The 15,414-nt window shown below is 68.9% G+C and carries 9 protein-coding genes; all 9 read left to right on the top strand.

Going from position 1 to position 15,414, the window contains the following annotated elements; all coding sequences use genetic code 11:
* Positions 1 to 8: 8 nt before the first annotated feature.
* The 9 genes from K1T34_RS39605 (at position 9) to K1T34_RS39645 (ending at position 15,396) form a co-directional block, all read left to right on the top strand.
* Complete coding sequence (locus tag K1T34_RS39605; protein ID WP_255637889.1) at positions 9 to 842, top strand: ATP-binding cassette domain-containing protein; 834 nt, start codon at positions 9 to 11, stop codon at positions 840 to 842.
* Positions 839 to 2,095, top strand: coding sequence for a sugar ABC transporter permease (locus K1T34_RS39610; RefSeq protein ID WP_220239830.1), 1,257 nt, complete (start codon positions 839 to 841; stop codon positions 2,093 to 2,095). The genes K1T34_RS39605 and K1T34_RS39610 overlap by 4 nt, the downstream gene beginning before the upstream one ends.
* A 44-nt stretch (positions 2,096 to 2,139) precedes the next feature.
* On the top strand, positions 2,140 to 3,276 hold the full coding sequence (locus tag K1T34_RS39615) for a mandelate racemase/muconate lactonizing enzyme family protein (protein ID WP_220239831.1): 1,137 nt from the start codon (positions 2,140 to 2,142) through the stop codon (positions 3,274 to 3,276).
* Positions 3,263 to 4,234 carry a substrate-binding domain-containing protein gene (locus tag K1T34_RS39620; RefSeq protein WP_220239832.1) on the top strand — a complete coding sequence of 324 codons (972 nt, stop codon included), beginning with the start codon at positions 3,263 to 3,265 and terminating at the stop codon, positions 4,232 to 4,234. Before K1T34_RS39615 ends, K1T34_RS39620 begins: the two co-directional genes overlap by 14 nt.
* A 59-nt stretch (positions 4,235 to 4,293) precedes the next feature.
* Positions 4,294 to 5,508 carry an ROK family protein gene (locus tag K1T34_RS39625; RefSeq protein WP_220239833.1) on the top strand — a complete coding sequence of 405 codons (1,215 nt, stop codon included), beginning with the start codon at positions 4,294 to 4,296 and terminating at the stop codon, positions 5,506 to 5,508.
* A gap of 287 nt (positions 5,509 to 5,795) precedes the next feature.
* The gene (locus tag K1T34_RS39630) at positions 5,796 to 5,993 is read left to right on the top strand and encodes a LuxR C-terminal-related transcriptional regulator (protein WP_220239834.1); all 198 of its coding nucleotides are present in this window, start codon (positions 5,796 to 5,798) and stop codon (positions 5,991 to 5,993) included.
* A gap of 447 nt (positions 5,994 to 6,440) precedes the next feature.
* Positions 6,441 to 9,923, top strand: coding sequence for a glycosyl hydrolase (locus K1T34_RS39635; protein WP_220239835.1), 3,483 nt, complete (start codon positions 6,441 to 6,443; stop codon positions 9,921 to 9,923).
* 52 nt (positions 9,924 to 9,975) lie between these two features.
* Entirely contained in the window at positions 9,976 to 12,753 is a 2,778-nt protein-coding gene (locus K1T34_RS39640) for an alpha-L-rhamnosidase (protein ID WP_220239836.1), read from the top strand.
* Positions 12,754 to 12,831: 78 nt separating this feature from the next.
* On the top strand, positions 12,832 to 15,396 hold the full coding sequence (locus K1T34_RS39645; protein ID WP_220239837.1) for a glycoside hydrolase family 3 C-terminal domain-containing protein: 2,565 nt from the start codon (positions 12,832 to 12,834) through the stop codon (positions 15,394 to 15,396).
* Positions 15,397 to 15,414: the final 18 nt, after the last annotated feature.

A 15,414-nucleotide genomic window follows, 5' to 3' on the forward strand; every position in this document is an offset into this window, starting at 1 on the left:
AAGCAGCTGTGACAACGGAACACGAAAACGGGCAGGGCAGGGTCCTGCTTTCGCTGGCGCACGCCGAGAAGTCCTACGGTGCCGTGCACGCCCTGCAGGATGTTGCGTTCGAAGCGCGGGCGGGGGAGATCGTCGCGCTGGTCGGCGACAACGGGGCCGGCAAGAGCACGTTGATCAAAGCGATCGCCGGGGTGTCGCCCGCGGACTCCGGGCAGATCACCTTCGAAGGCAACCCCGTGACGGTGGCGACACCGCAGGACGCGGCCAAGCTCGGGATCGCGACCGTCTATCAGGATCTGGCTCTGTGCGACAACCTCGACGTCGTCGCCAACCTCTTTCTCGGCCGGGAGCAGATGTTGACGGGTCCGTACCGGACCGCCAGGTTGCTCGACAAGATCGACATGGCGAAGCAGGCGCGAGCTCTGCTGGCCGGCCTCGGCGCCCGGATTCCGAACGTGCTGGCCCGGGTCGAGGACCTCTCGGGCGGGCAGCGGCAAGCCGTCGCCATCGCGCGAGCGATCCTCGGCGAGCCGAAGGTCGTGCTCCTGGACGAACCGACGGCGGCCCTGGGAGTGGCCCAGACCGCGCAGGTGCTCCAGCTGCTCAGGCGGTTGAAGGCACGCGGCCTCGGCGTCGTCGTGATCAGCCACAACCTCGCCGACGTGTTCGCCGTCGCCGATCGCATCTGCGTGCTCCGGCTGGGCCGCAACGCGGGGGAGTTCTCCACATCGGAGGCCACCCACGAGCAGGTGGTCTCCGCGATCACCGGCTTGACCTCGTCCGCGGATCTCGGCGCCGGCCGGGAGCTGCACGGCATCACCTCCGGAGGTGACCTCGCATGAGTCCGGAAAGGACAGTCGAAGAACTCCCACAGGCCGAGACGACGGCCGCAACGTCAGAGCCGGCACCGCTCGATCAGGCCGCGCCGACGCTGGGGGAACTCATCCGCGCCAGGGTGAAGCAGATCCGCAAGGGTGACGTGGGAAGCCTGTCGGTCTACCTCGGCCTCGTCCTGATCTGGATCGTCTTCCAGCTCGTCAACAACCGGTTCCTCTCCGACGACAACGTTCACAACCTCGCGCGCCAGATCTCCTACGGTGGCGTGATTTCACTGGGCGTGGTCATGGTTCTGCTGATCGGCGAGGTCGACCTGTCCATCGGCTCGGTCTGCGGTCTCGGCGCGGCCATCCTCGCCGTCCTCGTCCAGAACAACGGCTGGAACCCCATCCTGGGGATCGTGGCGACCGTCGCGGCCGGGGGAGTGCTCGGCTCCCTCCAAGGATTCATCCGAACACGGCTCAACGTCCCGTCGTTCATCGTGACACTCGGCGGTCTGCTGCTCTTCCTCGGTCTGCAACTGCGGTTCCTCGGTAAGACCGGCACGATCCTGTTCCCCTTCGGCGGCACCATCTCTCAGCTGGAGGGCCGCAGCCTCGCACCAGTGGCCGGCTACGCGCTCGCCACGGTCGCGGTGGTGTGCTTCCTGGCGCTGGGGCTGATCAGCAGGCGACGGCACGTGCGCGCCGGGGTGAGCGCACCGCCGCCGGGCTTGCTGGTGATCCAGGTGGTTGGTCTCGCCGTCGCGCTGTTCGTCGTGGTGTGGGAGCTCAACCGAGCGGTCGGTGTCCCGTTGGCGCTGATCATCTTCCTGGTGCTCGCGGTCTTCTTCTGGGTTTTGATCACCCAGACCCGATACGGCCAGCGCGTGCGCGCCGTCGGCGGGAACGCTGAAGCGGCACGTCGCGCCGGCATCAACGTCGACCGGATCCGCGTCTCCGTCTTCGCCATCTCCGGCGCCATGGCCGCGGCGGGAGGCGTGCTGTCTGCCTCCTACGTCGGAGCCGCCTCTCAGGACCTCGGGGGAAGCACGTTGTTGCTGTACTCGATCGCCGCGGCGGTCATCGGCGGCACCAGCCTGTTCGGCGGCCGGGGCAGCGCCTGGTCCGCGGTCATCGGCTGGCTGGTGATCGGTTCGATCTACAACGGCATGTACCTGCTCAACCTCGTGTCCGATCTGCAGTACATGGTGATCGGCGCCGTTCTGGTCGCGGCAGTGATCGTCGACTCGATTTCCCGCCGGCGCGCGACCACCTGATCGCGGAACCGGCGAACTCCAGCAGCAAGTCCAGGGAGGACCACGTGAAGATCACCGACATCACCGGCACCGCAGTCCGGGCCGACTACCGGCCTGAGTACATGAAGGACAAGCGGTACTACGTCAAGGACGAGACCCAGGTCAACGTCATCGTGCAGATCCATACGGACGAAGGCGTCGTGGGCATCGGCGAAGCGGCCCACTGCCCCGGGCTCTACGGTGAGACTGCGCCGTCGACGCTGGGTGGCATCAACCTGCTCAAGCCGGGGCTTGTCGGCCTCGATCCGTTGCAGCTGACCAAAGCGAACACGCTCATGGACCGCTACTCGCCGGCGGGCAATGTCGCGGCGAAGGCCGGCATCGACATCGCGCTGCACGACCTGGCCGGCAAGATCCTCGGCATTCCGATGTACCAGCTCCTCGGCGGCCGAATGCACGACGGCGTGCCCACCCACATCACGCCGGCGACCTACGAGGACACCGCCAGCGACATGGGCCGGCTGATGTCGCAGGGCTACCGGTTCTTCAAGCAGAAGATGAGCGGCGACACCGAATACGACCTCGACATCGTCCGGTCCTTGCTGCCGGTGATCGGGGATCTCGCGACGCTGAGCCTGGACGCGAACCAGGCCTGGTCGGTGAACCAGACGCTCCTCATCGCCGAAGTCCTGGAGAGGGAGGTGCCGCTACGCCAGAAGGTCATCCTCGAGCAGCCGGTGCTGGCCAACGACTTCAGCGGCCTGGCCAAGATCCGGCGCTCGACCCGGTTCCCCGTGATGGCCGACGACGGCATCCGCACCGTGGCCGACCTCAACCGCGTCATCGAGTCCGAAGCCGCCGACATCGTCAGCCTGAAGATCAGCCGGGTCGGCGGCGTTCAGAAGTGCCAGCAGATGATCCGGGTCGCCGAGGCGCACAACGTCGACTACATCGTCGACGAGATCAACGAGATGAAGGTGGCGAACACGGCCGTCGCCCACCTCGCGGTGGCTTCGCGCAACCCGCTCTACACGGGCGTCGCGTGTCACACGCTGTTCGAACAGGACATCGTGGCCTCGGGCGGCGTGACGATCGTCGACGGTGTGGCGAACGTGAGCGACCTTCCGGGCCTGGGGATCGGATCGGAGTCGGCACTCGGTGTCGACGTGGAATCGACCGCGGTGCGCTATGAATACGCCTGACCGAGCCGGCGGGTGGAACCGCAGGCTGACGATCGCGGTGATCGAGAAGAACCGCGGACCGTACTGGGACATGGTCAACGCCGGCTGGCGCGACGCCGCCGAACGGTGGGGACTCGACGTGGTCTTCGAGGCCCCCGAGTACGAATCGGTCGACGACCAGGTGGAGGCGATGCGACGCCACCTCGCGAAAGGTGTGGACGGGTTGGCTTTCGTCGCGACCCGCGAGTCGGCCTTCGACACCGTGGTCGCCGAGGCGACCGGTGCCGGGGTGCCGGTCGTGACGTTCGACCTCGACGCACCCGGCTGTGGGCGGGCGCTGTACGTCGGCATGCCGACGCCGGTCGAGCTGGGCCGCCAGGCCGGTCGTTTGCTCGCACAGCGGGTGCCGGCCGGCGCGCGTGTTCTTGCGCAGACCGGCTCTACCAACGCTCATGGTGCGGCGGGGAAACTGCGCGGGTTCCGCGAGGCGATGGCCGAAGCCGGCATCGAGGTGGTCGGCGGTGACGACGACGGCGAACACATCGACGTCGCTGCCGCGAACGTCCGCAGGCTGCTGGAGGAGTACCCGGATGTCGCCGGTTGCTACGGCGTCTACGGCTACCACGCCGCCGTCCAGGCGGCGGCCGTCGAAGACGCGGGCCGTGCCGGCGAGGTCGCGATCGTCGGCAACGACATGCTGCCCGAGACCGCTGCCGCGATCCGGCGCGGATCCGTCTTCGCGAGCATCTGGATCCGTGAGTACTACTTCGGCTACTACGCGGCCGCCGCGATCGCGCTCGCCGCTCGTCTCGGGACCGCGGATGCACTGACGCTGCTGGGCTTCGCCCCGGCGGGCCTCGAGGGAAACCAGCGGCGACTTCAGCCGCAGGTGATCACCGTGGACAACCTCGCGGAGTTCGAGCAGTGGGCGCGAGCTCGCGGGGTGTTCGAACGGACGGCCGCCACGGCGAATACGTGACCAATCGATCCGCGTCGCGGATACGCTGGAAGATCGGGGAAGCCAATGGGGGTGGAGAGGTGACCAACGGACCGTCCCGGGCATCCGGCCCGGCACCGAGCCCGTCGCAGAGGGACCACGTCCTCTACGCGCTGAGCCGCTACGGTCCGATGAGCCGAGCCCGGTTGCGCGAGGTCACCGGGCGTTCGCGGACGTCGGTGTGGGCGGTCGTGAGCGATCTCGTCGCCGACGGCACCGTGGTCGAGGACGTGCCCGATCCGGACGCCCGTGGTTCGCACAGCGGCAGGCCGCCCGGACTCCTGCGGCTCGCCAAGACCGCCGATGCGGTGGTCGGCGTCGATTTCGGCCGGACCCACATCCGAGCCGCGCTGGCCGACCTGTCGGGCCGGATCCTCGCCGAGCAGCAAGTGCTCATGCAGGTCGACGACTTCGCCGCGGAGTCGTTGTCCGCGGCCGCCAAGCTGGTCACCGAGCTGACCGCCGAGGCGGGGATCGATCGGGAGGTGGTTCGGCAGGTGGTCGTCGGGCTGCCCGCCCCGGTCAATCGCGCGACGGGGAGCATCACCCTTGGCCGCGTCCTCAACAATTGGGCGGGCGTGGTCCCGGCGACCGAACTCGAAGAACGCATCGGCATGCCGGTCTGGCTCGAGAACAACGCGAACCTCGGCGCCCTCGCCGAAGCGTGGGAAGGCGTCGCGAGCGGAATCGACAACGTCCTCTACGTGAAGGTGTCCAGCGGCATCGGCGCAGGGCTCGTTCTGAACGGGAAGCTCTACAAGGGCGCCGCCGGGATCGCCGGCGAGATCGGCCACGTCCTGGTCGACGAGGACGGTGCCCTGTGCTGGTGCGGCAGTCGTGGTTGCCTCGACACGCTCGCCTCGGGCCGGCGCATCATCGAGCTGCTGCAGCCGACCCGCAGCGAACCCCTGACTCTCGACGGGGTCGTTCAGCTCGTGCGCGACGGGGAACCGCTGGCCTGCCGGATCGTGTCCGACGCCGGGCGGACACTCGGCCGGGCGATCGCCGACCTGTGCGCGAGCCTCAATCCCGGGGCGGTCGTCCTCGGTGGCCTGGTCAGCGCCGCCGGTGACGTGCTCGTCAACGCCGTCGGGGAAAGCGTGCGGCGGTACGCGCAGCCGGCGATCACCGATGGCCTGCAGCTGTTGCGCTCGTCTTTGGGGACGCGCGCCGAGGTCGTCGGGGCGGTCACGTTCGCGCTGGACTCGACCAGGCGGCGGCTTGCCGACGATCGCGGTTTGTCGGGATTCGACTAGATTGTGCGATGTCTGCCGGGCGGTCGATCGCCGGTCATGTGCCGGTGGTATTGAAACGTCATAAGTCGCATCTGCTTCGCCGGCACGGCCTTGCGCGCGTGATCTTGGCACTCGTTGACGGGGCTCGCGGGCCCATAGTAGCGTCACACCGCCAGGATTGGTGAAACCTTTCAATCCGGAGGTCGCGATGACGCGCCAGGATCCGAGCGGGACGCCTCAGTCGGCGGGCTCAGGCGGACGGGGACCTCGCGCGTTGTCGTCGCGGAGTGGCAGAGGGCGGTGATCCGGTGAACGCCACGCTCGAGCGCGAGGAGCTCGACTTACTTGCACTCTTCGCAGAAGGGCTGCCGCTGGACAGCATCGCTCGCCGGCTGGAGCTGTCCGACCGGACCGTTCGCCGGCGGATGCGCTCGATCTGTGATCGCCTCGGTTTCGCCACTCCCATCCAGGCTGTGGTGTGGGCCGCTCGGCGTGGCCTCGTCTGAACGTGGTCGACGCTGCGGCTGACCGAATCCGGACAAGCTCTTGTCCCCCAAGGGAAACCCTCGTAACGTTCCCGTGAGGTAAAACGATTCATAGACGAACTCAGGCTGTACCCCGCCGGCCTCCGAGGAGCTGCTGTGCGCCATAGATCCGGCCTCCACAGGTCGCCTCCCCGTCCCACGGGTTGCTGGGACTGGTCGGCGCTGCCTCGTGTGCGGTACGCCGCACCGCGGCCGGGTTTGTAGGGCGCGGCAGCACCATCGCGACACCCCGATACCGCTTTGCTCAGGCAGGCGGCGGGGTGATGTTTTCGTGCGCCCAGCACGCGGTTTTCGACGCGTACTCGTTGGCGTACAAGCGAAACTCGGAACTTTCGCAGGATTGTCGGCGGCGCTCAGTCAGGTCTAGATTCGCATGAATCGTTTCAGCTCGACGAAACGAGGACAGTGATGTCAACGAGCAGGCGAGGGTTTCTGCGTGGCGCTGCCGTGGTCGCGCTCGGCGCGGCGGGCGCCGCGGCGTTGCCAGGCACCGCGGCGGAGGCGGCCGGAGAGCTGGAAGCCGCGACCGGACTGCGCGCCGCTGAGGCAGGCGGAGTGGAGCCGGCGCGTCTCGCCGTCCCCCGGCTCGCTTCGGCACTGGACGGTTCGGACGTGCTCGGCGGGTTCAGAACGCCGCCCGCGGAGGTCCTGCCCCGGGTGTGGTGGCACTGGATGAACCAGAACATCACCCAGGAGGGCATCAAGGCCGACCTGGAGTGGTTCAAACGCGCCGGGATCGGCGGGATGGTGAACTTCGACGGCGCGGGCCGGGTGCCCGTGGTCGTGCCGAATCCGTTGCCGTACATGTCCGACGGCTGGAAGTCGGCCTTCCGCTACGCGATGCAGCAGGCTGACCGGCTCGGCCTCGAGGCCGACGTCGCTTGCTCACCGGGGTGGTCGGAGACCGGCGGACCCTGGGTGACGGCCGAAGACGCGATGAAGAAGTACGTGTGGACCGAGACCTGGGTCTCGGGCGGGCAGGGCCAGGTGAAGCTGCCACAACCGCCCGCGGTTGCCGGCCAGTTCGGGGATTCCGCGGCGGCCTCGTCCACCCCTACTCCGCTGCCTGCCTTCTACCGGGACGCGCGCGTGTTCGCCTACCGCGTCCCGAACGGAACCCAGAACCAATCGGCTCTCGTGCCGAAGGTCTTCGCCAGTGGGCTGCAGGCCGACCCGAAAGCGGCCCCGACGTCAAATGGCGACCAGGGTGTCCCGCTGGACGTCGCCAAGCTGTCGAACGCTTCGGTCGCCGACGCCCAGTACCTCCCCGCGCCGGGCACGGCCGGAACCTGGGTGCGCTTCGAATACGAGCGCCCGGCCACGGTCACCGGGGTCACGATCGCCGCGGGTGCCGCGTTCAGCGGGTGGAACGACGTCGTGGAATACGGGCCGTCGGCGCAGGTCTACAGCAGCCGCGATGGCCGGCAGTGGACGCTGCTGGCGCAGGGCGTCTACAGCGGGGTGCAGCGCACGCTGTTCGTTCCGCAGACCACGGCGAAGTACTTCAAGGTCGTGTTCGGGCAGAGCTCCACCGCGCCGTCGTCGGCTCCGATCGCCCTGTCGAGCTTGATCCTGCGCACCGTCGCGACCGTGCACGAGTTCGAGGTGAAGGCCGGGTTCGGACAGACGGCGAACTACTACCACGTCGCCACCCCTTCGCAGGGTGGCGCAGCGGCGGTCCGGCGGTCCGACGTCGTCGACCTCACCGGTCGGATGGCCCCGGACGGGACGCTGAACTGGCGGTCGCCGGCCGGTACGTGGGTGGTGGTTCGCCTCGGGTACAGCCTCACCGGTCACCAGAACGGCCCGGCGTCGACCGCGGCCACCGGTCTGGAGGTCGACAAGCTCGACGCCGGCCGCGTCCGCAAGTACCTCAACACCTACCTTGACATGCTCGCCGACGCGGCCGGCAAGGACCTCTTCGGCCGCCGCGGCCTGACCGGCCTGCTCAACGACAGCTACGAAGCGGGCTACCAGAACTGGACCGAGTCGCTGCTGGACGAGTTCCGCAAGCGCCGCGGTTACGACCCCGCTCCGCACCTGCCGGTGCTCACCGGAGTGCCCGTCGACAGCGCCGCCGACGCCGACAAGTTCCTGTGGGACTGGCGGCGGACGCTCAACGAGCTGCTGGCCCAGAACCACTACCAGGTCATCCCGGCCGAGGCGCACAAGCGCGGCATCCAGCGCACCTACGCCGAGGCGCAGGAGGACAAACGCGGCTGGTTCGGCGACGACATGGAGATGCGGCAGTACGCGGACTTCCCGATGGGCGCGTCGGGGGAGGCGTTCGCGCCGGGGGACCAGTCGTTCGAGACCTACCGGGTCGACACCCGTGGTGCCGCGTCAGTCGCGCATATCTACGGCCGGCCGCACGCGGCGGTCGAGGCCTTCACCTTCACCCCGCAGGGCTTCACCCCGAAGGATCTCAAGCCGCTGGCCGACGAAATGCTCGCCCAGGGCGCGACCCGGTTCATGATCCACACCTCCGTGCACCAGCCGCTCGACCGCGGTCCCGGCGTGACGCTGAACGGCATCGGGTCGTTCTTCACCCGGCTGGAGACCTGGGCCGAGGTGGCGAAGCCGTGGACGACGTACCTCTCGCGGTGCAGTTGGCTGCTGTCGCGGGGCACGCACGTCGCCGACGTCGCGTACTTCTACGGACAGGAAGCCCCCGCGACCGGCGTGTGGGGCCGCAGCTTCCGGCAGACCGACCAGCCGATCGGCTACGACTACGACTTCGTCAACGGCACGGTCATCCTGAACGAGATGTCGGTGCGCGACGGCCGGATCGTCACCCGCTCCGGCCAGGCGTACGCGCTGCTGCAGCTCGGCGGCGATGCCCAGCGGATCACGTTGGCGGTGCTGCGTAAGCTCGCCGGGTTCGTGGATGCCGGCGCGGCGATCGCCGGGCCGAAACCGCTCGGGTCGCCGAGCCTGGCGGACGACGACGCGGAGTTCCAGAAGCTGGCCACGCGTTTGTGGGGCGACGGCGAGCAGCGTGACCGCGTCGTCGGCGCTGGTCGGGTTTTCAGCGGCGTGACGGCGGCCGAGGCGCTCGCCGAGCTCGGGGTCACGCCCGACTGGACGTACCGGCTCGACGCCATGGATCCCTTGACCGCCAATGATCCTCTGTGGCTCACGCATCGCCGTACCGACTCGGCGGACATCTACTTCATCGTCAACCGCCGCAACGTGCGCACCACGATTCCGCTGACGCTGCGGTCCGCGGGCAATGCGGTGGAAACCTGGGATCCGGTGTCGGGCCAGACGGCCGCCGTTACGTTCGACGCCACCAGCGGCGCCACGCAGCTGACCGTCGACCTCGGACCCGCCGACTCGATCTTCCTTGTCGTCTCGCACGGCAAGCCCGGGTCGAAAACCGTGGCGGTGGCCGCGGATCGGCAGATCGGCGCGGTCGCCGGCGCCTGGCAGGTCGACTTCCCCGCCGATCGGGGCGCGCCCGCCAAGGCGAACTTCGCGTTCCTCCGCTCCTTCACCGAGGAGACCGACCCCGGAATCAGGTACTTCTCGGGCACTGCCACGTATTCGACGACGTTCGACGCGCCGGCGGAGTGGGCCAAGGTCGGTGGTCGCGTGATCCTCGACCTGGGGGAGGTGCACGACATCGCCCAGGTCACGATCAACGGTGCCGACGCGGGCATCGCCTGGCGGGCCCCGTACCAGCTCGACATCACCGGTGCGCTTCGCGGCGGCCGGAACACCCTGCAGGTCAAGGTCACCAACAGCTGGTTCAACCGGCTGGTCGGCGACCAGCAGCCCGGAGCCACGCCGGTCGCGTACGTGCAGCCGCCGCTGAAGAACATCTCCGCCGGCACCGAACTCAAGCCTGCGGGCCTGCTGGGGCCGGTCCGGATCGTGAACCGTGCGTAGCGCCGCAGGACAAGAACCCGCCCGTCCCCACTTCCGGCTGAAAGGACTTCCGATGAACCGCCGGCGCCCTGTCCTCACCCTCCTCGCCGTCGCGCTGCTGGCCGTGTCCGGATCGGCAACCGCTGCCGCCGCACCGAGCAGCTCGGCGAAGCCGACCTCACTCAAGACTGAGAACTTCGCCGACCCGATCGGGATCGACGCCGGCAAGCCGCTGCTCAGCTGGCTGCCCGGGAAAGGCTCGGCGGGCCAGGCGGCCTACGAGATCCGCGCGACCCTCGAGTCACCGTCCCAGCACGGGAAACGCGACCTGTGGGACAGCGGGAAAGTCCGTTCCGCGAGCACCTCGAACATCCCGTATGCCGGCCCGGCCCTGCACTCCCGCGACCACGTGAGCTGGCAGGTCCGCACGTGGGACGCCACGGGGCGGGTCTCGACCTGGAGTGATCCGTCGAGCTGGGAGATGGGGCTGCTGTCCGCCTCCGACTGGTCGGCGCGCTGGATCGAGAACCCGTCGTACGACTACACCCAGCCGGACGGCAAGGAAACTCCGCTGCCCGTCTTCGGCAAGTCGTTCGCCGTGCACGGTGCGGTCAAGCAGGCCCGCCTCTACACGACCGGGCTCGGCATGTACGCCGCGACGATCAACGGCCGGCCGGTCGGCGACGCCGTGCTCGAACCGGGCCAGACCACCTACTCCGCCGAGGTCGACTACCGGACCTACGACCTCACCAGCGCACTCCGGTCGGGCACGAACACCATCGGCATGCAAACCGGCAGCGGCACCTACCAGCGCGTGAAGACGCCCGGGCGGTACTTCTTCGGCGGCACCCTCGAGCAGTACACGGTGTACGGCGAACCGAAGGTCATCGCCCAGCTCGAGATCACCTACCAGGATGGGCACCGGGAGATAGTCTCCAGCGACGGCACCTGGCGGACGGCGCTCGGCGCCACCACCTTCTCCTCGTGGTGGAGCGGCGAAGAGTACGACGCCCGCCGAGCGAGCCAGTCACCGACCTCGGCCGCCGCGCTGACCAACGCGGGCTGGCAGCAGGCGAGCCCGGTCACGCTCACGCAAGCCACGACGCCGCGCGACACCACCCCGTTGCGCGCCAACTCGCGCCCGCCGGTCACCGTCGCACAGACCGTGCGGCCGACCAGCATCCGCAAGCTCGCCGACGGCTCGTACATCCTCGACTTCGGGGCCAACCGTTCTGGCTGGCCCAGCGTGTCGGTCTCCGGACGAGCGGGTGACACCGTAACGATGATCCCGGCGGAGAACCTCGCCGCCGACAGCACCTTGGACGTCGCCAGCACCGGCGCGAAACCGGGCAGCCAGATCGCCTACCGGTACACGCTTTCCGGACACGGCAAAGAAACGTGGCACCCGCAGTTCACCTATAGCGGCTTCCGTTACCTTCAGGTGAGTGGTCTGCTCACGGCGCCGACCAAGGACACCGTGACCGTGGACGTCATCCACGCGGCGAACCCGAGCGCGAGTGACTTCACCTCGTCGAGCGACCTGCTCAACCAGATCCACACGATCACCGAGCGGGCGATCCAGAGCAACATGATGTCGGTCATGACCGACTGCCCGGACCGCGAGAAGGGCCCGTACACCGGCGACAACCTCCAGAACCTCGACGCCCTGCTCACCGACTACGACATGTCGGCCTACGAGCCCCAGCTCGTGCGCAACATGGCCACCGCGCAGCGGCAGCCGGGTGACGTGTCGCCGGGCTTGATCGCCAACATCGCCCCGGAGTTCCACCGCGTCGCTCCCACCACGCAGACGAAGCCCCAGGGCACCATCGAGTTCCTCGACGAAGTCAACTGGGGCGGTGCCGTCATCCGCATCCCGTGGCAGCTCTACCTCACCTACGGCGACACCCGGACGATGGCGACCTTCTACGACAACATGGTGGCCTGGCTCGACTACGAAGCGAAGAACAAGGCCGCGAACAACGGTGACATCCCCGGGCTCGGGGACTGGTCCGCGACGGACAACACCACGCCGATGCAGCTGGCCATCCTCGCCGGCTACTACACAGCGGCGAGCAACATGGCCGGTGTCGCACAGGTCCTGGGCAAGACCGCCGACCACACCAAGTACACCGCGTTGGCCGCCCAGCTCGCCACGGAGTTCACCACGCGCTTCCGCCACGTCGACGCGACCGGCGTCTACTACGGCAGTGACAGCGAAGCCTCCAACGCCATGGCCCTCGACGCCGGGTTGGTCGCCCCGGCCGACCGCACCGCGGTGCTCGATCGCCTTGTCGCGTCGGTGCGCAAGGCCGGCAACCACATCACGACCGGTTCGGTCGCCCTCGGGCCGCTCTTCCGGGCGCTCGAGGCGGGGAACCGTGACGACGTCATCTACGACATGGTCGTCAACCCGACCTCGCCCGGCTACGGGTACTTGATCGCCAGCGGCCACACCACGCTGTCGGAGAGCCTGGACGGTGGCGGCTCGCAGAACCACCACTTCCTCGGCGCCGTCGACGCGTGGTTCATCCGCGGGCTCGCCGGCATCCAGCAGACAGACGGTTCGGTCGGCTACCGCGACCTCACCATCGCGCCCGCGATCGTTGGTGGCCTGACTCACGCAGAGGGCAGCTACCAGACGCCGTACGGCACGGTGAGCAGCGCCTGGACGAACTCCGCGCACGGGTTCCGGCTCCTGGTGACGGTTCCGCCGGGAGCCACCGCCACCGTGCACGTCCCGGCCGCGGCCGGCAAGAACGTCCAGGCCTCCGGACCGGGTGCCCGCCGCATCGCCGAAGCCGTCTACACCGTCGGTGCCGGTCAGTACACCTTCACCGCCACGAGCTGATCGGCTGTGTCCGATGTGGCCGACCGGCCACATCGGACACAGCTCTCCCTGGAAACCCCACCCCGAAGGAGACAATCGATGGACGTCACCCGTCGTTCGATGTTGAAGTGGTCCGGAGCGGGGGTCGCCGCCGCCGGTGTTGTGGCAGTGACCCCCGCCGGCCTGGCGGCGGCCGATCCCGCGGCCACGCCGCCGGCCGGCTCGCTCGCCACGCCACCGCCCGCGTCGCCTCAGGCTCAGGCGGCTGTGAAGAAGGCCCGGCAGCTCGTGGCGAAGATGACCCTCGACGAGAAGATCGCCTATTGCCACGGAATTCCGGCCACGAAGGGATTCACCGGGCACATCCCCGCCAACGACCGGCTCGGCATCCCGGCCCTGCGGCTGGCCGACGGGCCCAGCGGGGTCGGCAACGGATCCACCGGCGTCACGCAGTGGCCCGACTCCAAAGCCTTGGCCGCCACCTGGAACCCCGCCACCGCGACCGACTACGGAAAGGCCTACGGCGCCGAGCAGGCGGCAAAGGGACACAACATCGCGCTGGCGCCGTGCATCAACATCCTCCGCCTCCCGCACTGGGGGCGCTCGTTCGAGACCTACACCGAAGACCCGTTCCTGAACGGGCAGCTCGCGGCCGCCACCATCCGCGGCATCCAGACCAACCACGTCATCTCGACGGTCAAGCACTTCGCCGCCAACAACCAGGAGATCCTGCGCAACTCGATCGACGTCGTCGTCTCCGCTCGCGCGCTGCAGGAGATCTACTACCCGGGGTTCCGGGCCGCCGTGCAGCAGGGCCAGGTCGGCGCCGTCATGACCTCGTACAACAAAGTCAACGGCACCTGGGCCCACGAGAATCGCGTCAACGTGCAGGACACGTTGCGCGACGCGTGGGGCTTCGACGGCATGGTCATGTCGGACTGGGGCGGCACGCACAGCACGCTCCAGACTGCCAAAGCCGGCTCCGACACCGAAATGCCCGGTGGGACCTACCTCGGCGACGCGCTCAAGACAGCCGTGCAGAACGGCAGCGTCAGCGAGGCCCAGCTCGACACCATGGTGACCCAGGTCCTCACGGCGATGGTCCGCGTCGGGCTGTTCGACCACCCGTTGCCGGACCCGGCCACTGTCGTCGACACCGTGGTTTCCACTCCGGCGCACCTCACGCTGGCGCGGCGCATCGGCGTCGAAGGCAGCGTGCTGCTGAAGAACAACGGTGTGCTGCCGCTGGCTCGGCCCCGCGGCATCGCGGTCATCGGCAACGCCGCCGACGCCGGCGCGCAGACCCACGGCGGCGGCTCGGGCAGCGTCAACGCCAACGGCACGGTCGTGACGCCGCTGGCCGGGATCCGCGCGCGGGCCGGGTCCATCCCGGTCACCTACGCGCAGGGCACCCTCGGCATCGCCGCGCTGCCGACCGTGCCCGTGGCGGCGTTCGGCTCCGGTCTCAAGGCCACCTACTACGCGGCCACCGACCTGACCGGTGACCCGCTGGGAACCGAGACCGTCTCGGCCCTGAACGTCACCGCGACTCCGGCGGCGGTCGCGGCTCAGACGGACGGCTGGTCCGCGCGGTACACCGGCACCTTCAACGCCGCCGAAGCCGGCGGTTACCGCTTCAGCCTCAGCGTCGGCGGGGTGACCATGCTGAGCATCGACGGCAAGAACGTCCTCACCGCTCTGCCCGGCCGCGAGGCCGTCCAGAACGGCCTGGTCACCTTGACCGCGGGCAACCACACCCTCGAGGTCACCTACGTGTCGGCCGCGCCGGCCGGGGGCCGCGCGCCGCGCACGTCGCTGGTGCTCGGCTACCAGGCCGGCTATGACAAGCTCCACCAGGCGGCGGCCGACGCCGCCCGCGCTGCCGACGTGGCGGTGGTGGTCCTCGCCGACCTGACCAGCGAGGGCATGGACCGCTCGACACTCGCTCTGCCCGCCGACCAGAACGAGCTGGTGGCCGCGGTCGCGAAGGCCAACCCGAACACGGTGGTCGTGCTCAACACCTCCGGCGCGGTCCTGATGCCGTGGCTGGGCAGCGTCAAGGGTGTCATCGCCAACTGGTACGCCGGTCAGGAGCAGGGCAACGCCCTGGCCGCCATGCTGTTCGGCGACGAAGAGCCGGGTGGCCGCCTGCCCGAGACGTTCCCCGCCTCCGATCAGCAGGGGCCCGCCAAGACCACCGTCGAGTTCCCCGGCGACGGTGTCCAGGTGTACTACGACGAAGGCCTGGCGATCGGCTACCGCTGGTACCAGCACTCCGGCGAGAAGCCCCTGTTCCCCTTCGGCTTCGGCCTGTCCTACACCACCTTCCGTCTGGGCAACCTGCGTCTTTCCCGCACAGGGGGCGGACTCCAGGCCCAGGCGACGATCACCAACACCGGCCGGCGGGCCGGTTCGGAGGTCGTCCAGCTCTACGTCGCGGCACCCGACGCGGCACAAGAGCCGGCGCAGCAGCTCAAGGCGTTCGCCAAGGTGACCCTGAAGCCGGGCCAGAGCACGACCCTGACGCTCGACGTCCCGCGCGACGAACTCGCGGTCTGGCTGAGCCCGAGCACGGGGTGGACCGTCGTTCCAGGCAATTACACCGTCGGTGTAGGCACCTCGTCGGCTGACCTCCCGTTGCGCGGTCACATCACGGTGTCCTGACCGTCCGAGCAGACAGAA

The organism is Amycolatopsis sp. DSM 110486 (assembly GCF_019468465.1).
Taxonomy (GTDB): Bacteria; Actinomycetota; Actinomycetes; order Mycobacteriales; family Pseudonocardiaceae; genus Amycolatopsis.